The organism is Daejeonella sp. H1SJ63 (genome assembly GCF_029360775.1).
GTDB lineage: Bacteria > Bacteroidota > Bacteroidia > Sphingobacteriales > Sphingobacteriaceae > Daejeonella.
On sequence record NZ_JARKMZ010000028.1, the window covers coordinates 302,488 to 323,159 of the forward strand.

17 protein-coding genes and 2 riboswitches are annotated in these 20,672 nt (G+C 40.5%); of the genes, 12 read left to right on the forward strand and 5 right to left on the reverse strand.

Annotated elements, in window-relative coordinates; translation table 11 throughout:
- Positions 1-85 precede the first annotated feature (85 nt).
- The 3 genes from P2W72_RS09240 (at position 86) to P2W72_RS09250 (ending at position 2,142) form a co-directional block, all read left to right on the forward strand.
- A complete protein-coding gene (locus P2W72_RS09240) occupies positions 86-487 on the forward strand; it encodes a hypothetical protein (RefSeq protein WP_276361276.1) in 402 nt (133 codons plus the stop codon).
- A 585-nt stretch (positions 488-1,072) separates the two neighbouring features.
- Entirely contained in the window at positions 1,073-1,531 is a 459-nt protein-coding gene (locus tag P2W72_RS09245) for a mobile mystery protein A (RefSeq protein ID WP_276361278.1), read from the forward strand.
- A complete protein-coding gene (locus P2W72_RS09250; RefSeq protein ID WP_276361280.1) occupies positions 1,522-2,142 on the forward strand; it encodes a mobile mystery protein B in 621 nt (206 codons plus the stop codon). Before P2W72_RS09245 ends, P2W72_RS09250 begins: the two co-directional genes overlap by 10 nt.
- Before the next feature lie 80 nt (positions 2,143-2,222).
- On the opposite strand, the gene P2W72_RS09255 is transcribed toward P2W72_RS09250, so the two are convergent.
- The gene (locus tag P2W72_RS09255; protein ID WP_276361282.1) at positions 2,223-3,320 is read right to left on the reverse strand and encodes a Gfo/Idh/MocA family oxidoreductase; all 1,098 of its coding nucleotides are present in this window, start codon (positions 3,318-3,320) and stop codon (positions 2,223-2,225) included.
- Between the two features lie 290 nt (positions 3,321-3,610).
- Here P2W72_RS09255 and P2W72_RS09260 point away from each other — a divergent pair, with 290 nt between their 5' ends.
- From P2W72_RS09260 to P2W72_RS09295, 8 genes are all read left to right on the forward strand, one after another.
- Positions 3,611-4,255, forward strand: a complete 645-nt coding sequence (locus P2W72_RS09260; RefSeq protein WP_276361284.1) for a hypothetical protein — start codon at positions 3,611-3,613, stop codon at positions 4,253-4,255.
- Complete coding sequence (locus P2W72_RS09265) at positions 4,248-4,955, forward strand: DUF3307 domain-containing protein (protein WP_276361286.1); 708 nt, start codon at positions 4,248-4,250, stop codon at positions 4,953-4,955. The genes P2W72_RS09260 and P2W72_RS09265 overlap by 8 nt, the downstream gene beginning before the upstream one ends.
- Before the next feature lie 286 nt (positions 4,956-5,241).
- Positions 5,242-5,377: riboswitch (cobalamin riboswitch) on the forward strand.
- Positions 5,378-5,473: 96 nt separating this feature from the next.
- Positions 5,474-6,442, forward strand: coding sequence for a ribonucleoside-diphosphate reductase small subunit (locus tag P2W72_RS09270; protein ID WP_276362197.1), 969 nt, complete (start codon positions 5,474-5,476; stop codon positions 6,440-6,442).
- 79 nt (positions 6,443-6,521) lie between these two features.
- Positions 6,522-8,903: a ribonucleoside-diphosphate reductase subunit alpha gene (locus P2W72_RS09275; RefSeq protein WP_276361289.1), complete on the forward strand. Its 2,382-nt coding sequence runs from the start codon at positions 6,522-6,524 to the stop codon at positions 8,901-8,903.
- Between the two features lie 84 nt (positions 8,904-8,987).
- Positions 8,988-9,191, forward strand: a complete 204-nt coding sequence (locus tag P2W72_RS09280; protein ID WP_276361291.1) for a cysteine-rich CWC family protein — start codon at positions 8,988-8,990, stop codon at positions 9,189-9,191.
- Positions 9,192-9,404: 213 nt separating this feature from the next.
- Positions 9,405-9,818, forward strand: a complete 414-nt coding sequence (locus tag P2W72_RS09285; RefSeq protein WP_276361292.1) for a DoxX family protein — start codon at positions 9,405-9,407, stop codon at positions 9,816-9,818.
- A 497-nt stretch (positions 9,819-10,315) separates the two neighbouring features.
- Entirely contained in the window at positions 10,316-11,422 is a 1,107-nt protein-coding gene (locus P2W72_RS09290; protein WP_276361294.1) for a plastocyanin/azurin family copper-binding protein, read from the forward strand.
- Positions 11,419-12,912 carry a PQQ-dependent sugar dehydrogenase gene (locus P2W72_RS09295; RefSeq protein WP_276361296.1) on the forward strand — a complete coding sequence of 498 codons (1,494 nt, stop codon included), beginning with the start codon at positions 11,419-11,421 and terminating at the stop codon, positions 12,910-12,912. Before P2W72_RS09290 ends, P2W72_RS09295 begins: the two co-directional genes overlap by 4 nt.
- Before the next feature lie 153 nt (positions 12,913-13,065).
- On the opposite strand, the gene P2W72_RS09300 is transcribed toward P2W72_RS09295, so the two are convergent.
- Positions 13,066-15,636: a TonB-dependent receptor gene (locus P2W72_RS09300; protein ID WP_276361298.1), complete on the reverse strand. Its 2,571-nt coding sequence runs from the start codon at positions 15,634-15,636 to the stop codon at positions 13,066-13,068.
- A 563-nt stretch (positions 15,637-16,199) separates the two neighbouring features.
- On the opposite strand from P2W72_RS09300, the gene P2W72_RS09305 reads away from it, so the two are divergent.
- Entirely contained in the window at positions 16,200-17,591 is a 1,392-nt protein-coding gene (locus P2W72_RS09305; RefSeq protein ID WP_276361301.1) for an amidohydrolase/deacetylase family metallohydrolase, read from the forward strand.
- Between the two features lie 185 nt (positions 17,592-17,776).
- On the opposite strand, the gene P2W72_RS09310 is transcribed toward P2W72_RS09305, so the two are convergent.
- From P2W72_RS09310 to P2W72_RS09320, 3 genes are all read right to left on the reverse strand, one after another.
- Positions 17,777-19,021, reverse strand: a complete 1,245-nt coding sequence (locus P2W72_RS09310) for a hypothetical protein (RefSeq protein ID WP_276361303.1) — start codon at positions 19,019-19,021, stop codon at positions 17,777-17,779.
- A 234-nt stretch (positions 19,022-19,255) separates the two neighbouring features.
- Positions 19,256-19,555 carry a transcriptional regulator gene (locus P2W72_RS09315; protein WP_276361306.1) on the reverse strand — a complete coding sequence of 100 codons (300 nt, stop codon included), beginning with the start codon at positions 19,553-19,555 and terminating at the stop codon, positions 19,256-19,258.
- A complete protein-coding gene (locus tag P2W72_RS09320; RefSeq protein WP_276361309.1) occupies positions 19,552-20,178 on the reverse strand; it encodes a hypothetical protein in 627 nt (208 codons plus the stop codon). The genes P2W72_RS09315 and P2W72_RS09320 overlap by 4 nt, the downstream gene beginning before the upstream one ends.
- 266 nt (positions 20,179-20,444) lie before the next feature.
- Positions 20,445-20,640, forward strand: a riboswitch (cobalamin riboswitch).
- Positions 20,641-20,672: the final 32 nt, after the last annotated feature.

A 20,672-nucleotide genomic window follows, 5' to 3' on the forward strand; every position in this document is an offset into this window, starting at 1 on the left:
TATGAAATGGGTCACGAGCGGGGACGCTCGCGCCAGCAAATTAATTTTTTCTGACTCATAAATTATTATCTTTAACGATAGTATCATGAAAATCTCAGTCTTAATCATTTTTATTGTTATAAACAGCTTTGGTTTAAAGGCTCAGTACCCAAAGGGCCAATCTCCTGGGCATCATGCAAAAGGAAAGGTCAACATCTTAAAAGGGATGCTGAATTTAACGAATCAACAAACTGAAAAAGTAATGCAGATTTATATGGATCATTATAAATCTACAGATAGTCTTAAAAGCATAATTGTGAAGCGGGGGCCAAATCCAGAGGCCATTAATTCTAATCTGACAACTATGTTTAACACAAAGCAGCTTGAAACGGATAAAAAGATAAGTTCAGTTCTTAATAATGATCAGAAACTCGCCTATGTGAAATTTGTTAGTTCCCGGAAGCCGGGAAGAATGGTAGCGATTGCAACACCGACATCTCCCAGATAACATCCTAACTCGCACCAGCAAAGACTCTCGCCAGCGGAGTATTATATTTCTTCGCTGCCGGCAAGCCTAAAGTGATCGCTCAAGCTGTACGAAGCCATTTACTCTTGTAGATCTTTGAATATCTTTCCATCTTGCTTACATTTTGTGTAAACCTATTTCAGGACAAGACATCAATGCATAGACTACAATCGACGCTCGCGCCAGCAAAGGTAAGGTTGGAAGTAAGGGTTATGTTTCCTCGATTTTAAGTGGAAAGAAGCCACTTACTTTAGAATTAGCCAGATTATTCCATCGTGAGCTGAATATTCCTGCAGAGGTTTTATTGTCCTGAATGTTTATTGTTTTTTAATTACGGAATGATCGGGGCATGAGCAGGGATCCTCGCGCTGGCAAACTTACCGAAAACTTTATTGGATACATCATCATTGTATTTTAATAGTTTATTAGTCTTTTATCTCCTATATAGTCAAGTTATGGCTTTGCCATCAGACATATAAAGTCAAGTAATAACTTGACTAAATGCTTGCAATAGTCAAGTATTAGCTTTACTTTTGTTCTATTAAAGTCAATCTATAACTTTACTTTATGGGAAAAAAATCTCTTCAACTGCAACAGCTCAACAGCAAAATGCTGGGCTTTGCCTCACTTAAACAGGTGACTATGCCACTTACCGGATGGATTAAGGCCATCCGCACCACCATTGGCATGTCTATGCAGCAACTGGGCAACAAGTTGAATGTTTCCAAGCAGGGTGTCATGGACATTGAAAAGCGGGAAAAAGACGGGTCAATTACCATCAAATCCCTGCGGGAAATTGCCCGTGCTATGGATATGCAATTGGTATACGGTTTTGTACCCAATGACGGATCGCTGGATGCTCTCATTGAAAAACGGGCTACCGAACTGGCCACTAAAATTGTGATGCGTACTGCCAATACCATGAAGCTGGAAGGCCAGGCTAATTCAAAAAAACGGATTGAAACCGCCATAAAGGAAAGGGCAGCAACCATTCAAAACGAAATGCCTAAAATCTTATGGGATTAGAGTTAGACTACATTGATGGCCAAACCCCTTTAGATGAAGAAGAGAAAGACGGGTTGCTTATTCCGACTATTGCCACCCGTGGCGAGTTAGACGAATTTGAGCAACAGAATATTGAACAGGCCGTACAGTGGACACTGGGCCGTTCCTTTAAACCTGATGCCGTTTTTACGGAAGCGTTCATCCGTATGGTGCATAAACGAATGTATGCCGATGTGTGGGCATGGGCAGGTGAGTTCCGGAAAACCAATAAAAACATAGGCGTTGACAAATGGCAAATACAATCCGATCTTAAATACCTGCTAGATGATGTCAAGTATTGGCACGAAAACAATATCTATCCACCCGATGAAATTGCCCTACGATTCAAACACCGTATAGTAAGTATCCATTGTTTTCCCAATGGCAACGGAAGGCATAGCCGCCTGATGGCCGACATCATCATTGAGAAAATCTACAAGAAGCCCGTATTTACCTGGGGCGCTGCCCTGAGTTTTTCGAAGGGTGCCGTCAATTTGTCCAGTGAAGGTGATGCCCGGGCAACCTACCTGAAAGCCGTAAAAGCAGCCGATCAGGGCGATTACAGCTTACTCCTGGCCTTTGCCCATTCCTGATACCTTCTTTGATAGCAATTCAAAGGCTTTTTTGCTCATCAGACAACAGGTAACAGGCAACCTGCTCTCACCTGCAAAGCTTACAATCCCACCATCTTACCGGTTTTCGCAGCTTTTTTAATTGCTTCAACAATCCGAATATCACGCAGACCTTCTTCGCCGGGCACCAGAGCGGATTGTTTGTTCATGATTCTTAATGCTTCATTATCCATTTGATTGACTTGCTGTTGCGGAACCTGGTAAGCATTGAATATTTCACCCAAAGGGCTTTTAGCCTTCAAATTGCCATAGCCTGAAAATGGTTCAATCTCCAATCTTCCTTTTTCACATTGGATGTAGTTGAAATTGGAGTTTTCTCCGAAACTGGTTTTAATATCAGCGATTATACCGCCCGGGAATTGCAATTTTGCGACCGCTGTTTCTTCCAGTCCATTTGTATAAATTTCAGGCCGGGTAGTTGAAGTAGTGGCTGATAGTACTGCTGTTGGTTCTGCATTGGCGGCCATACGCGCCCCCTGTATCGCGTAAACTCCCATGTCCAGTAATGCGCCACCTCCAAGTTCCCGGATTTGTTTCCAGTGATTGGTTCTGTTATCGCGGTAAGCAGCTGTATTTTCAATGCTTTGTACTTTGCCTAATTGCTGTTTTTGAATGATTTGTCGCCAGGCTTTGGTTGTAGGCTCATGATGCAGACGATAACCAATAGCCAGATTACGCTTGTTCTTTTTGCAGGCAGCAATCATATTAAGACATGCTTTTTCTGTCATAGCCATAGGCTTTTCGCACCATACATGTTTGCCGGCATTGGCTGCACGGATCACATATTCTTCGTGCATGGATGGGGGTAATACCACATACACCACATCAATGTCCGGATTATTGGCAATCTGATCAAAATTCTGGTAGTTGTATATGTTCTTATCAGGGATATTGTATTGTTTTTGCCATTTTTCAGCTTTCGCCGGAGTGCCCGTAACGATTCCGGCCAGATAACAGTTGGCTGTTTTCTGAAGTGCCGGAGCCAACAAATCTGTGCTGTAATAACCAAGACCTACCAGCGCTATCCCTAATTTTTTAGGTGCAGAGCTGCGAGCCCATAAGCCATTGGGTAATAAAAAGAATCCGGCTCCTGTCAGGGTCATATTTTTTAGTGCGGTTCTTCGGGATAATACTTGCATAAATCAATTGATTAGTGAAACAATTTTTCAGTATTTGCCTGTTTTACAAATGCTTATTGGCATGATTAAAAATACCGATAATAAATGTGAACCCGGTCAAGATTCAGGAAAAATCTTCTGATCAAATCGCTACAGCAGATGAAACTAGATGCTTTTGCCAAAAAAAGCCATAAGCCCAGGCTAACCGCTATACTTATAAATAAAATCGTCTAAAAAGACGATAATTTGAAAATATCTACTTTTTAGGCGATAAATTTTGAAATTCGTCTGAAAAGGCTATATATTTATATATGATTAAACAGGGAGCCGTAATCACTGCAGATATTGTTAACTCCACAGCCATGGGCGGCGGGCTAATCACTGCATTGGGTACTGCATTGGAGAATATCATTCAGGCTAATCAGGCTAAGATGCTTTCTTATTATCGGGGGGATAGTTTTCAGTGCTATATATCAGATCCGTATGCGGCTTTTCGCCTTGCCTTATTGCTTCGTACCGAGACCAAACTGTTTGGGCAAAAATACTCCGGAATCTCTACCGACCTGAAAATATCGATTGGCATAGGCCGTATAGAAACCCCGGTAACACCCAAAACAGCACACGGAGAAACTTTTGTATTGTCGGGCAGGGGATTGGATCAGTTGGAAAAAAGTGAGAGAAGACTGCTCATTCAAGGTAAAGATGAACGGATGAATATTGCTTTGGAGGCGATCAGCCTGTTTGTTGATTATTTGTTTGATGCACTTACCAATAAACAGGCAGAGGTATTGCAGCATCTGCTCATGGACCGGAATCAAATGGAAACAGCCGTTTTGCTGAATAAATCTCAATCTACCGTCAATAAGCATATTCAATCGCTTGGATGGAAACAGATTGAAGAATTATTCAGGTTGTATCAGAAAACTATCCAACAAATCAATCATAATCATGGATAATGCTGCAATTTGGCTCATACAGCTGCTGACTGCTCATCTGTTTACAGACTTTGTGCTGCAGCCGAAATCCTGGGTACAAGCCCGGAGTAAAAAGCGTCTGGCGGCAAAAGAGTTTTGGTTTCACATCGGTTTAACCGGATTTGCAGCGGGATTGTTTACCGGTTTTGATAGCTGGTGGGTTCCGGTACTTATTTTCATCACGCATGGCCTGATTGATTGGTGGAAAAGCTATCGCAAAGACAATCTGCTCTATTTTAGTATAGACCAACTATTGCATGTATTGGTTATTATATGCATCTGGATGCTGAAGTTTCCGGAGGCTTTTTCACCCGGCCGATGCTTACAAACCTTCATGACGAATCCTCATTTCTGGATGGTAGGTCTGGCTCTTGTATTTCTCTCCGGTCCGGTGGGTATAATCATAGGAATGGTCACCAAGCCATTCAGAGATCAGATTAAGAATCATAATGAGCAGAGTCTTGAAAGTGCAGGAGCCTGGATCGGGGTGCTGGAAAGACTGATTATCTTTTTTCTGGTGATTATCGGTCAGTACGAGGCTTTTGGATTGCTGATTGCCGCCAAATCCATTATCCGTCTGAAGGAAGGCGATCAAAAGATGAGTGAATATGTGCTGATCGGTACATTGATTAGTATTTCTACAGCGATCCTGACGGGTTATATTGTTTCCATATACCTTTAAGATCTTTTTGATTGGATTTAAATCAGAACTGCACAAGGCATTTATCCGGAACTTAAGTGGAATACAGCTTAGAGCGGAATTATTTATTTTGCCGGTATATAAATGAAAAGATTTGATCGGTAAAGTGTATCGTCCTAAAATAAGTTTACCGGTCACAACGCGATTAATTACTCGCAGTACCTCTTTTAATAATATTTTAAACTTGTTTCTATGTTGAAAAGTATTCCCATGTTTAAAACTCAATCATCTTCCCCAATATTTTAATAGATACATTTACAGCTTAGTTCTTATATATAACCATTCAGGTTCATCCGCCCCGGGCGGATGATTAAAAGGGAACCGTGTGAAATTCACGGACTGACGTGCAACTGTAATCCGTAAAAGCGGAAAGCCAGACACCTGCCATAATGGTTTTGTTCAAAACTTTCACGACTAAAGTTTTGGCGAAAGCTCTCCTCTCCTCAACAGGGATTTGTTGCCTTTTGTCAATTCTTGTCACCCAACAAAAACAAAAGATGATGCAACAAGAAGAAAAACTATTGAAAGAAAACAAGGATCGTTTTGTCATCCTGCCTATTAACTATCCTGCTATCTGGGAAATGTATAAAAAGCATGAAGCCAGTTTCTGGACAGCAGAAGAGATCGACCTGTCGGGTGATTTAAAAGACTGGGCAAACCTGAACTCCGGTGAAAAGCATTTTATCTCGCATATACTGGCTTTTTTTGCGGCCAGTGATGGTATTGTGAATGAGAATCTGGCTGTAAACTTTATGCGGGAAGTACAGGTTCCTGAAGCCAGATGTTTTTACGGTTTCCAGATCATGATGGAAAACATCCATTCAGAAACTTATGCACTTCTGATCGATACCTATATTAAAGACCCTCTTGAAAAGGATCACCTGTTTCATGCTATTGATACCGTTCCTGCAGTAAAGAAAAAGGCAGAATGGGCCTTGCGCTGGATAGAGAACGGTAGCTTTGCAGAACGTCTGGTAGCCTTCGCCGCTGTTGAGGGTATCTTTTTCAGCGGCAGTTTCTGCTCCATTTTCTGGCTTAAAAAGAGAGGATTGATGCCTGGATTAACCTTCAGCAATGAACTGATCAGCAGGGATGAAGGCCTGCATTGTGAGTTTGCCTGTCTGCTTTATCAAATGCTATCCAATAAATTATCCGAAAATCAGGTTCATGAAATTATCAGGGATGCGGTAGAAATTGAGAAAGAGTTTATTACCGATGCCCTGCCGGTAGAGCTTATTGGTATGAATGCCAAACTGATGCAGCAGTACATTGAGTTTGTGGCCGATCGCTGGGCAGATGAATTGGGATGTTCAAAAATATATCATGCCTCAAATCCATTTGATTTTATGGAAATGATATCTCTTCAGGGAAAGACTAATTTCTTTGAGAAGCGCGTAGGCGACTATCAGAAGGCCGGAGTGCTTTCAGGTAATGAATCTCATAATTTTTCGCTGGAAGAAGATTTTTAATGTGATTGACCAGGGTCAATCACTGCTCAGCAATATTCTTCATAGAACAACTAATCATTAAAACCAATCATCCATTATCATGTTTGTAATTAAAAGAAACGGAAGAAAAGAAAGTGTCAAGTTCGATAAAATTACTGCCCGTATTCAGAAATTATCGTATGGCCTTAGTCCGCTGATCGACGCAGTTGATGTAGCCAAAAAAGTAATTGAAGGCCTTTATGACGGGGTAAGCACTACTGAGCTGGATAATCTGGCCGCAGAAACGGCTGCATCACTCACCACAAAACACCCTGATTATGCCCTGCTTGCAAGTCGTATAGCAGTGAGCAATCTGCATAAGAATACGACCAAATCATTCTCTGAAACTATGCTGAAGCTCTATCATTATTCAGATGCGGTTTCGGGCAGAAGGATGCCTTTAATAGCTGAGGATGTGATTGAGATTATTCAGAATAATGCAGATCTGCTGGATAGCTCCATTATCTATGACCGGGATTTTGGATTCGATTACTTCGGATTTAAGACACTTGAAAAATCCTACCTGCTTCGTGTTGACGGCAAGATCATTGAGCGTCCTCAGCATATGTATATGCGTGTGGCTATCGGAATTCATAAGAACGATCTGGATAGCGTTATCCTGACCTATAATCAGATGAGCGAACGCTGGTTTACCCATGCCACACCTACTTTATTTAATGCCGGAACACCTAAACCTCAGATGTCGTCATGCTTTCTTCTGGCTATGAAGGATGATAGTATTGATGGTATTTATGATACCCTGAAACAAACTGCCCGTATCTCGCAGAGTGCCGGCGGAATAGGTCTGGCTATTCATAATGTAAGGGCAACAGGCAGCTATATTGGGGGTACAAATGGTACCAGCAATGGAATTGTTCCCATGCTGAAAGTGTTTAACGATACTGCCCGCTATGTGGATCAGGGAGGAGGGAAGAGAAAAGGAGCATTTGCCATTTATCTCGAGCCATGGCATGCAGATGTGTTTGAATTTCTCGATTTGAGAAAAAATCATGGCAAAGAAGAGATGAGAGCCAGAGATCTTTTTTACGCACTTTGGATGCCTGATCTGTTTATGAAAAGGGTAGAGGCTAATGGGGAATGGAGTTTATTCTGTCCGCATGAAGCTCCCGGACTGCATGAATGTTATGGAGATGAATTTGAGAACCTGTATCAAAGATATGAGGCAGAAGGGAGGGCCCGGAGGATTATTAAAGCCCAGGAATTATGGTTTGCGATACTGGAAGCTCAGATTGAAACCGGTACCCCTTATCTTTTATACAAAGACGCTGCAAACAGAAAGAGTAATCAGCAAAACTTAGGTACCATTAAATGCAGTAATCTGTGTACCGAAATCATGGAATATACCAGTCCGGATGAAGTAGCAGTATGTAACCTGGCTTCCATCGCTTTGCCGCGTTTTGTAACAGATGGACAGTTTGATTTTGAAAAGCTGTATGAGATCACCTATCAGGCAACAAAAAACCTGAATTGTATTATTGACAATAACTATTATCCGGTTGAAGAAGCCCGTAATTCCAACCTTAGACATCGTCCGGTTGGACTGGGAGTGCAGGGTCTGGCCGACGCATTTATTCTGATGCGTCTTCCCTTTGAGAGCGATCTGGCAAAGCTGTTGAACAGGAATATCTTTGAAACCATTTATTTTGCTGCTATGTCTGCCAGTAAGGATCTGGCTAAATTGCACGGACCTTATGAAACATTTGAAGGATCGCCTTTGTCAAAAGGCTTATTCCAGTTTGATCTATGGGGCATAAAGCCATCTGACAGGTACGACTGGGAATCTCTCAGGGAAGAGGTGAAGCAGTACGGTGTGCGTAATTCACTGCTCGTAGCTCCAATGCCTACAGCATCAACCTCACAGGTATTGGGTAATAATGAATGTTTTGAGCCTTATACCTCCAATATCTATACCCGCAGAGTATTAAGCGGAGAGTTTATTATTGTGAACAAGCATTTGCTTAAAGATCTTGTGAACCTTGGGTTATGGAATAATGCAATGAAAGATCGGATCATTACTGCCAATGGTTCGGTACAGCATATTGAAGAGATCCCGGCAGATATAAGAGAACTGTATAAAACGGTTTGGGAAATCAAACAGCGTAATTTAATAGATATGGCTGCCGACCGGGGTGCTTTTATCTGCCAGTCGCAGTCCCTGAATCTTTTTGTAGATAGTCCGAATACCGCTAAATTAACCTCTATGCATTTTTATGCCTGGAAAAAGGGACTAAAAACAGGTATGTATTATCTGCGTACACAGGCTGCCACAAAAGCAGTGCAATTTACTGTAGAGAAACAGGCAGGGAAAAGTATGGAACCGCTTGTCCCTCAGATTGAAATTGTTCAAAACAATAATGAACCTGAAATGAACAATGGATTGAGCTGCAGTATGGAAGATGGTTGTGTTAGTTGTGGCTCCTGATAGATTTGATTATTTAATTACTGGCAGCCCGGGCAATGTCATTGTCCGGGCATACTTTTCAAAATTTCAGTAAATACTCAGTTAATGAATAAACATGAGATCATATCCTGCGAGCGTTGCCGTGCAAGAATGGAGTGCAAAGCTAATGCCTTCAACAAGTGCCAGTGCAGTACTGTTTATCTGAATCTGAATGAGGTGCAGTATGTCAGTGAAAATTTCGAAGGATGTCTTTGCGCTAAATGCTTAATTGAATTGAAAGAAGAATACCGTCAGATATTTAAATTATAATCTTTTGCCCTTTTCGCTGGTATGAGCTTGCAGCTGGTGTCTTCCCAATCCTTGTACAATAGTCTTCATGATTTGTTTTTTCATAAATCTTGATTTTTGTCAATGTTTTTTCTTGTTTAAAATCATCAGTATTTCTTGATCAGGGATATTGGTTCAGGGTATCAAATCATCGCAATTTTGTATTGTCAAAACCAACAATTAAAATAATTATTGATGAAAAAGATTTTAAAAGTAAATGAAGCTACAACTGCAACAGATATAGCAGTTTTGATTGCAAGAATAGGTATCGCAACTTTGATGTTAACCCATGGTATTCCTAAACTGATGATGCTTATTTCAGGAGGGCCAATCATGTTTCCGCCGGTTTTTGGAATGAGTCCAGAAGTTTCTTTGGTACTCGCAGTTTTCGCTGAAGTAGTATGTTCTGTTTTATTATTAGCAGGTTTAGGAACCAGGCTGGTGCTTATTCCTTTATTTTTTACTATGCTGGTAGCGGCACTCCTGATTCATTCATCAGATCCTTTTGCTGTAAAAGAACCCGCTTTACTTTATTCACTGGTATTCGGAACCTTGTTTTTTACAGGTAGTGGCAGGTATTCTCTTGATTACTTACTTCAAAGAAAATAAGCATATCATGAGATGTGATACATCTGACATACCCCAAAATATGTTGGATTAAACTTCAGAATAAAAATACATTGAATTAATTGCTCCGTTGATGCAGGTTCCCGACCCGTGTCAGCGGAGTTTTTTTTTGCCCTTTACAGAAAAGGGTATTCTGCTTTAAGCTAATTTATTACTTTCCTGATTCTATATTCCTTACCTGCATCATTATCAAAATGATCAAACAAATTGATATATTGAAAAATCAATTTGAGAGTTTGATTTAAAGAAATTAATTTTCAGATTATGGCATAATTGGTTGATAATCAATAATTTTTATTGGTTTTAAGGTCAGATATTCGTATGAATTAGAATGATGGAATGTAAGCCTTCTTTTGATAATGCCTTGTGATCAGTTGTTTTCAAAACAAGAGATGAGGGGTTTCATGGATTAACGCCTATAAAGAAATGCCTGATCTCGTTGATATACATTCATGTACAAATTTTGTAGCTGTAAAATAATGAAAGCTATTAACCTGTTATTATTTCTTTTCCTGTTTCACCTACAGTTACGTGCAAATCAACCGAATGATTCAGTAACTACCGTTTCTATTAAGGCCATTGCAGGAATGCAATTTGATGTGGTGCGCTTCAATGTTAAACCCGGAGCAAAAGTAAAGCTGATCTTTAGCAATGCCGATGATATGAGCCACAATCTGCTGATTACCAAACCGGGTGCGCGGATGGAAGTGGTAGATGCGGCTTTGAAATTAGGTGAAAAGGGGATAGCATTGAGTTATATACCACAACTTCCTTCGGTGCTATGGTCGATTCCTGTTATATCTCCGGGCGAGAGCATGACCATAACATTTACGGTGCCTGAAAAGCCTGGAATTTATCCTTTTGTATGCACTTATCCCGGCCATGGTTTTATCATGTATGGAGCTATGTATGTTACTGAGGAGGCTATGCCTCCTTTGAAGGATGATCAGAATATACCGCCCAACCGCAGAATGGAAATGGATAAGGGAAGCACAGCAGGTCATAGCGCTCATTTGATGCAATCTCACCCGTATAAAGATGTGCCACCGTATTTGTACCGTACTTTTATTCAGGATTCAGGTCCGGCAGCCATTGCGGTAAGACTTCCTCAACGTTTATCTTATTTCTGGGATGCAGGGGAATGTCGTTTACGTTATGCCACCTCAGGGGAGTTTCTGGATATGAAAGAACTGTGGGCCGGTCACAGACAAGCTGTTGCCAGGAACCTTGGCCAGATTTTTTACAGGGATAAAACTGAATATCCACTCCGGACAGGTAGTCCGGGGAACATTCCGGAGGTTCAGTTTAAAGGGTACAAGTTAATAAACCGCTACCCTGAGTTTCATTATCTGATTAATGGTATTGATGTATATGAACTGATTAAGGAAAAGACAGATGGCTCAGGTTTGCTGAGAACCTTCAGAATTCCAAAGGCAAATCAAAGCGTTTGGTTTGTTTTCAGCCCTGATGACGGTATAGATTATGCATTTTCAGGAGGTAAATTATCTGACGGTAAATTGGAACTGAGTCCTGCAGGGGCAAGACAGTTTACAATAAGTATGACAAAGAATGGAGGGGCATTATGAGACTACTATCAGGAACGCTTTTATGCGTATTACTTCAGATTTCCGGAAGTATCATCATGGGGGCCAGTGCCCAGAATAAACTACCTGGTTCTTCCTATTCAGTTGAATCTATCAGCATGCCCGAAGGGCTTAGTGCAGAGGTGGGAGCCATTGAATTTTTGCCGGATGGTACTTTGGTGACTTGTTTCCTCAGAGGAGAGGTGATGCTTTATTATCCAAAAACAAAAAAGTGGAAATTATTCGCAGAAGGCTTACAGGAGCCGCTGGGGATTTTACCGCTAAGTCATTCTGAATTTATTGTGATGCAACGCCCGGAACTGACCCGTATCAAAGATTTGGATGGAGACGGAAAGGCCGATTTATATGAAACTGTGACTGATGAATTCGGGATATCGGGTAATTATCATGAGTTTAACTACGGACCTGTAAAAGACAAAAATGGGAATCTGTTTATTGGTCTCAATTCTGCATCATCGGGTGGTGGTATTTTGAAAGAGGTCAGGGGAGTACTTGATTCAACAACGATGAAGCAAAAGGGACAAATGTTTTCACCGGTTCCATATCGAGGATGGATTATGAAGCTGACACCACAAGGCAAATTGATTCCCTATGCAAGTGGATTCCGTTCACCAAATGGGCTTGGATTTGATCTTAAAGGAAATTTATTTGCTACGGATAATCAGGGTGATTGGGTGGGTACAAGTACTTTGTTTCATGTACAGGAAGGTAATTTTTACGGACATCCTTCGGCATTGGTATGGAAGAAATCATGGAAAGGTGAAAATCCCTTGACTTTCCCGGTAGAGAAACTCGATAGTATGCGTACCAAAGCAAGTGTTTTGTTTCCTCATGGGATTATGGCAAATTCTCCGACTCAGCCTGTAAGTGATGCTACAAAGGGTAAATTCGGGCCTTTTGCCGGACAAATGTTTATCGGGGAAATGAACAGTGCCAGAATTGTGAGGGTGATGCTTGAAGAAGTTGCCGGAGTAATTCAGGGCGCTTGTATTCCATTTATAGACGGGAATGGCTTAAGGAAAGGAAATAACCGCCTGGCTTTTGCTCCTGATGGGAGTTTATGGGTTGGTCAGGCTGAGCATGGCTGGGCAGGTTCAAAAGGAATTCAACGAATTGTGTTTAACGGGAAGCTGCCTGCAGAAATTTACAGTATGAGTCTGACTAAGACTGGCTTTAAGCTTAAGTTTACTCAGCCGCTTGATATAACATCTGCTTCAGATCCTGCTAATTATAAGTTCAGGCATTATTACTATAATTACCATAAAAAGTATGGCTCTGACCAGGTTGATGTGCAGGTGGTACCTGTCACTGCGGTTAAACTTTCCACCGATAGGAAGGAAGTAATTGTTACACTTAATACTCTGAAGCCAGGCTATGTTTATGAGCTGTTGCTGGGTGATATTAAAACATCTCAGGGAGTACCTTTGGGTAATAAGTTGGTTTGCTATACGGTGAATGTACTTGCAGAATGAGGCATAGGGTAGATACAACCCTTTTTAATTGATAATTAATAAATGAATCGCCGTAGTATTTGCTATGCATATAAAAAGCAACAGGAATTAACCTGTTGCTTTTTTATGTAGACTTAGATGTTCTGTCTTTTTTCGTTCTCTGTCCAATTGCACTTAGAATGCGTACTTAAGCGTTAGTCCGTAGGTTCTTTGATCTCCAAGAACCCCGGCATAATGACCTGCATTGCCACCTGCCGGTAGTAATTGTTCGAAATAGTCTTTATTAAACAGGTTACGTCCCCAAACATAGGCAGATAAACCTTTGACTGCTTTATAACCAATTCGTGCGTTGACTAGAGTATAGCCATCAATATTCAAATATGCTGAAGGCGAAGGACTCGAAGAGAAAGAAGAGCGGTAATATGCATCAAAGGCAGTAAAGAATTTTGCATCTCTTTTGAAGAACTTTGCCGGGGTAGCATATTCAGTACCTAATGAACCAGCCCATTTTGAAATACCCGGCAAGTCTCCTTCCGAAATATCCTTAAATGCAACCTGAACTCCATTTACAGTTAAACCTGTTTCTTCAAGTGGAAGAGGAGCATTGGTGAAGCGTACATATTTAGCATCTGTATAGGTGCCTGCAGCATAAAATGAGAAATTTTGATTAAACCTGATACTTGCGTCTAATTCAAGTCCTTTAACATTCACTTTCTCAGCATTGGCAATATAACCCCGGTTTACACCTAATTGAGGTGATTGAACATTTGTCTGGTAGTCTTTGATATCTGAGTTGTGGAATGTAAAGTTTAACGTAAAGTTGTCAGCCGGTGTAGTTTTAATGCCAAGTTCATAGTGTTTTGTGTCCTCAGGTTTTATAACTGCAAGATCAGTAGCTGCTGCACCATTTACTGTAGGCAGACCTGCAACATTAACGCCCACCGGTTTAAAACTGGTAGAATAAGTAGCAAAAGCATTAAGTCTGCTACCTGGTCTGTAAGCTGCGGTGAGAGAATATGTAAAATTCTGTTCGTCTGCATCAGCTACGTACGACTGACTGTTATATACTCCATTCTTGAGTGCAAGTAATGCAGGATCAGTAGTCTGAAGACCACCTTTTGCAACTCTGTTGTAGTCTACATTTTTTTGATCAAAATTGTAGCGAACTCCGGGCATGACATGAAAGCCTTTGGCTATTTCAAGATCAATACTTGCAAATGCGGCTGCACTTTGTGATTTGATGGAAGCATTTGTATAGATGCCGTAGCCTTCAAAAAGACCGGGAGTTCTCCATAGGTTGCTGGTTGAGCTTTGTGAAAAACGCCACTGAGCTGAACCTGATTCTTCCGTGCCGTTAATTTTAACTTCCTGATCGATATAAAATAAACCGACAACACCGCTTAATTTCTCTGTCAGCTGACCTGCATAGCGCACTTCCTGGGACCAGTTACGATGTTCTGCAGGATTTTGTGATTTTGCCAGGGCCTGCAAACCAGTAAAGTCGCGGTCATTTGATGGATCCCAGTTCCAGTAGCGCCATGCAGTAGTGGATGTGAGTGTGCCGGGACCTAATTTAGTTTCAGCATTCAGTGAAATGCCGCCCAGCTCATTTCCCGAATTCCATGGGGTGTCATGATCTATTTTACGGTCGAAAGCATTGCGGCTGGGAAGAGTATAGTTAAGGTCTGCAATGATGGCATCAAACTGGCGGTAAGCCGGGCGTTTAGTAGGTACAACTCCGGCTACTACCTGAGCATAGCCATCAGGTTGCTGATCAGAGGCATCTGCTGCCAGCGTAATGAAGGTATTGTCATTAGGTTTATAGAGCAACTGACCGCGAAAACCAAGGTTATTAATATCATTAGTGTATTTTCCGGTTCGTACATTCTCAATCAAGCCATTTCGCTGCGTACCTGAAAATGAAAGGCGTGCAGCAATTTTTTGGCTTAAAGGGCCAGTAACAGAGGCTTTGGTCTGAATATATCCATAATTGCCAAAACTGGTCTCAAAACTATAATCAGGAGTAAAGCTGGCCTTGCGGGTTACGATATTAAAAGCTCCGGCACTGGTGTTTTTACCAAACAAAGTTCCCTGAGGTCCCCGTAATACTTCAATGCGATCAATGTCTATAAAATCGAGGGTGGCTGCTGCAGGTCGTGCATAATACACTCCATCAACATAATACCCCACACCCGGATCAAGACCATCGTTTGTAAGGCCGAACGGTGAGCCTATTCCCCTTATATTAACACCTGTATTTCTTGGATTGGATGTATACATCTGGACAGAAGGAATCAGTTCTTTCACTCTGCTTACGTTGAATGAACCAGATTCTTCAATTTGAGAGCGGCCTACTACTGAGATGGGAATCGGGACATCCTGCAATACTTCTGAGCGACGTCTTGAAGTAACTACAATTTCTTCAAGCAGTGCATCATCTACAAGGGTTAACTGCAGAGCGGTCTTTTCAAATTTTAAGATCTGGAAATCCTGAGGCTTGAAGCCAACAAAAGTGGCTCTGATAAAAAATGGAGGTTCCTGACTTACACTGAGTTTGAACTGACCTGTTGAATCTGCTTTTGTAAATATAGTAGTTCCTCTTACGGCTATAGTTGCGCCGGGAAGAGGCAAGCCCTTGGTATCTGTAACCACACCTGTGATTACCTGTTGAGCGAATGTAGATATACTTTGAATCAGGAAAAGTACTAAGATTAAATATTTTAACTTGTAAGATAAATGGTTCATTATGTAATATTTTATAGGGTTTGAAATGATTAAATGGAGAATAGAGTAGAGGCAGTAGTTGAACCACAACAGCGGTATGTACAGTTTTTTAGGTGCACATGAAACATTGAATTTGGAATCTTTCTGATGAGTATTGTTTTTTTCATAATACCTTTTAAAAGTTATAGACTGTTTTTTTGCAATTATAATTAAAATCTACTAAATCCATAGACTATATATGAAAAAATAAAATAATTATCTCTATGCTATACTTTAGGCATAATTTGACCGGACTATTTGGTTAACAAGCCTGGCAGCAGGCTTCGATTTGTCGTCTGACTTAAATACTGAATTCTGTAGAACAGAATGACAGATTGATGGAGAGCAAAGCAACAGTCCCGCAGGAGTGTTTGAAAATTATATCCAATCATGTGATTGTTACATACTCGTTATTGTTGCGTATTTATCTGATTATCTTAATATTATGCGATTGTTTTTGGGATTGATCATTCAATGACTTCCCCTCAGGTTGTCGGGCCGTGAGTATTTTTCTATATTTCAGTAATTATTAAAAAAATCATCAAATGAGAAAAAAGCTAGTTTTATTAGCTGTATTGTTTACACTTGGGATAAGTTCATGGGCTCAGCAGTCCGGAACTAAATCAGGTAAGCCTTATAGTTATATCATTAAAGGTGGTCATGTGATTGACCCGAAAAACAATATCAATGAGGTAATGGATATTGCGGTTACTGCAGGAACCCGTGCACAGGCTGCCCGTCCTGAAATTCCTGCACGTCCTGCTCAGAATGGTCGTCCTGCACGCCCGGCAATGCCTGCCCGTCCGGCAGTTCCTGCTACAGAAGGAAAGATTGCATTGGTAGCAAAAAGTATTAACCCTGATCTGGCAGATCAGATCATTGATGCTAAAGGCTTATATGTAAGTCCGGGACTGATCGATATTCATGTGCATTTCTTCTGGGGCCACGATGGAAGTTATCTGAAAAATGCTAAAGCATCTTTACCCGCAGATGGATTTACCTTTCGTACCGGTGTAACAACGGTTGTTGATGCGGGTAGTCCGGGATGGAGAGATTTTGAGCTTTATAAAAAACAGACAATTGATGCTTCACAAACCAGGGTACTGACCATGCTGAACATTGTAGGAACCGGAATGGATGGAGATGGTGAAAATAATATCGATGAAATGGATCCGCAGAAAACAGCTGAAATGGCTAAAAAGTATCCAAATGATATTGTAGGGGTTAAACTTGCACACTTTTCAGGTCGTACCTGGGTACCTACTGATCGTGCAATTGAAGCAGGAAGGTTAGCTAATATTCCAATTATGGTCGATTTCGGTTCTGCAGATCCGTTTCTGCCACTTGATTCATTATTTAACGTGAAATTCCGCTCCGGCGATATTTATACTCATACTTTCGGCGGTAATGGTACCGATAGCCCGAATGGCAGAGAATCAATTGTAGATATGAATGGCAAGGTAAAACCTTTTGTGTACAAAGCCAGAGAGAGAGGAGTGATTTTCGATGTTGGTTTTGGAGGGGCAAGTTTCCTTTATAATCAGGGTGTTCCTGCTATCAAAGCCGGGTTTTATCCAAATACAATCAGTACCGACCTTCATACAGGCAGTATGAACGGACCAATGAAAACAATGGATAATATCATGGGTTTGTTTATGGCTATGGGAATGCCGCTTAAAGATGTTATAGCCGCAAGTACCTGGAATCCTGCCAAAGTAATCAAGCGTGAAGAGCTTGGAAATCTGTCGCAGGGATCTGTGGCTGATATTGCCATATTTAAAATTAATGAAGGCAAGTTTGGTTGGCCGGTAAGAGGCGGTAAGTTTGCCGGTACTAAAAGACTGCAAACTGAGATGACACTCAGGTCGGGTAACATTGTTTACGATCTGAATGGAATAGCACAGCCGGTTGGGCCAACTCCAGCGGCATCCCGCTAAAAGTTATTGATTTTTGGTATTAAAGAACGCCTTCTAACCGGAAGGCGTTCTTTTTATGAGTAATTTCAACTTTATTTTTTGCTAAACAAGATGATAATCGCTGTATTAATCATTTGTATTTTAACAGTTTTTTGAGCAGGTGCATGTTTTTGCAAAAATCTTATCCGGGTTTAAGGTATCAGCCTTTATTTTACTCCAAAAATTAAAGGGAATAAAAAGGTGACGATTATTGTCCATAAGACATAAACAGGCAGATAGAAGGTAATGGTTTTACCCACCTCGTTAATGCTCATCTTATTGAAAATTACCCTGTAAAGCTGTCGGGTTACCAGCACAAGATTTATTAAAATCAAAACATTACTGCCCAAAACTGCTGTTCTGTTAGGCGTGATGCCCCATTCTGAGATCCTGAAAAGAATTGCAGACAGTGCAATGCCATTAATAATAATGGTTATAAGCGAGAGCAGCAGGAGAACCCAGATTTCTGCATGGCTTCGGGATGTTTTGGACGTTTCTGCAAGCGAAAAGAAAATTATGGCCATTACACCTATTAAGAGAGCATTAAATGTGAGTAAGAATTCCCGGTCATTGTATGGGTCTTTTCCTGAATATATTATCGCAGTCAGATAAATGACAAGCATGACTAATACCAGAGGACTAAATATTCGGGCAATTACCGGCGAAACTTTACCAACCAGCTGAGGATTCGTTTGTGTGAGGTAGGTGCCGATAATTGGAGCAGCGGCAAGTCCGAAAATTCCGAAATAATTAAAATAGAATTGCTTAATCTCCAAGCCGATCAGTGAGAAAAGGCCTAAAGTTACGCCGGTCATGATTCCGCCTGCTATGAGGATAAGCGTTGTCATCACGATCAGGTCGCCGTTATATCTTAAATAGCCGAGACGCCTGTCATCGTTATTGGCGGTTCCGGAAACAAAAGTAAAACCTAATATCGACCACAGAAATAGGACTAAATGAATGCAGGATAAAATAAGGGTATCACTATCCTTTACATTGGGTAATGAATTAATGAAAACCAGTCCGGTAATAGTTGCAACGATTATACCTGCAATTTTCTCTTTTGATAATTTGTTCTTCCAGACAAAATATGCTGATAGGGCAGGGAAAATGATAAAACCAATATTTCTGGAATAGAAAAACTCCTCTTCGATTGAGAATATTGCCGGTATTTTTGCAATCAACCCCGCCAGAAGAGAAGCAATGATGATAAAGATTATCTCTTTTTTAGTACCTGTTTTAATCTCATCACTTTCGTAACTCAGTCTTTCATTCCAGAAATCAGCAAGCGCATTGCCCTTAATCTCAGGATATAATTTGCTGAATTCCCGTCTGAAGGTTGTTTTATTATTCCGGTACAACTTTTCAAGTTGTCCGGGTTCATTTAAATGAGCTAATATTTCATTTTTCATGTTCTATGTTTTTTAATATCTATTCATTATGGGTTCGGATTTTTTAATCCATTAATTGCTGATTTGGTATAAATCCTGAGTTATTTTTCTTTTTTCTGATATTCTATAATAATGAACACTTTTGGAAAGAACTTTGTTTTTCAAAGTGTAAGAATAAAAAAATAAGTCAGTCTCAGGGCTTAAGGATAATAATATTTTTATTCTGTGTATGTTTCAAGGCTTGTAATTATTTAACTATTTTTGTGATTTGATTAGTCTTTCCAGACCTTTAAGATGATCATCAAATGCCTGTACACCTTCTGTTGTCATAAAGTATTTGGTATTGGGTTTTTTGCCTACAAATGATTTTTTTACTCCAATAAAGTTCTCTTTTTCCAGAGCTTTCAAATGACTTGCAAGATTCCCATCCGTCAGATCCAGATATTCTTTCAGTGAATTAAAATCAAGCATATCATTTACAGCCAGTGCAGACATAATACCCAGTCTGATCCTGCTCTCGAATGCTTTATGTAAACCTTCAATTAATATTTTCACTTTTCGTACTTGTATTGCATATAAATGCCATAAATAATATGAATTACTCCAAAGCCTAAAGCCCAGAATATTAAGCCATATTCTACGAAGTACGAGCTGATTAGTCCTAAGCATATCTGAACAAGACCCATTACTCTAACTTCCTGATAGGTAAAATTTCCTCCGCTGTAAAGCGCAAGGCCATAAAATAATAATGAAATAGGGGGAACATAAGCGATCATTCCTTTAGATATCAAAATCAGGATGAGAATTCCACCTGCAATGAGCGGTATAGTCATATTCATCAGAAGTCGTTTCGAAGTAGTATTCCAAAGCTTTTCTTCACGCTTATTAGCTGCTCTGTAAGAAACATAAACAGCAGTACCCAAAGCCAGGATTAATATGATTAGAGCTAACAGAACGATAAAGTAAAGATCAGGGTATGATGAGTTTTCTGAATTAATACTATTCCCGATTGTGCCCGGATTGAAATCATAAATCTTATAAGCTGCCAGAGCTCCTGCTAATGCATAAATACCTGCCATGATACCTGCCCAGCCCGAAAGCGAAAGAAATTTGGAAGACCGCTCCATCATCGAGCGGATCTCAGCAATATCCTGAATATAATCCTTTTCCTTTTTCATTTAAAAGTACTTTTTATTTCAAAGTTAATAAAGATATGTCATTATGCAAGAGTGATTTTATTTTTTTTTGATTTATTAGAGTATAAAGCCAATGCTTTCAGTAAATGTCAGTGCAGTATTGTAAAGCTGAATTTGAATGAGATGCAGTATGTGAGCGAATGCTTTGAGGGATGCCTCTGTGCCCGCTGCCTGAATGAATTGAAGGAAGAATATCGTTTATTTCTGAAATCTTAAACTTATGCTCTATATTTGCGCAAAGTTCTTTACTTTATTTTCAGCAGTCAGGTTTCTTTAGAAACTGAAGAATTAAAACAGGAACCGTGTGTAAATCACGGGCTGTCGCGCAACTGTAAGTAACTCAAAAAGTGTTGCCAAACACTGTCCATTGTCCGCCAGAGGCGAATGAGAAGGACGGTAACACTGTTACAAGCCAGGATACTTGCCTCACTGCCAGACCATGCTTTCGCGTAAAAAGCTGTAGTCAAAGATGAAGT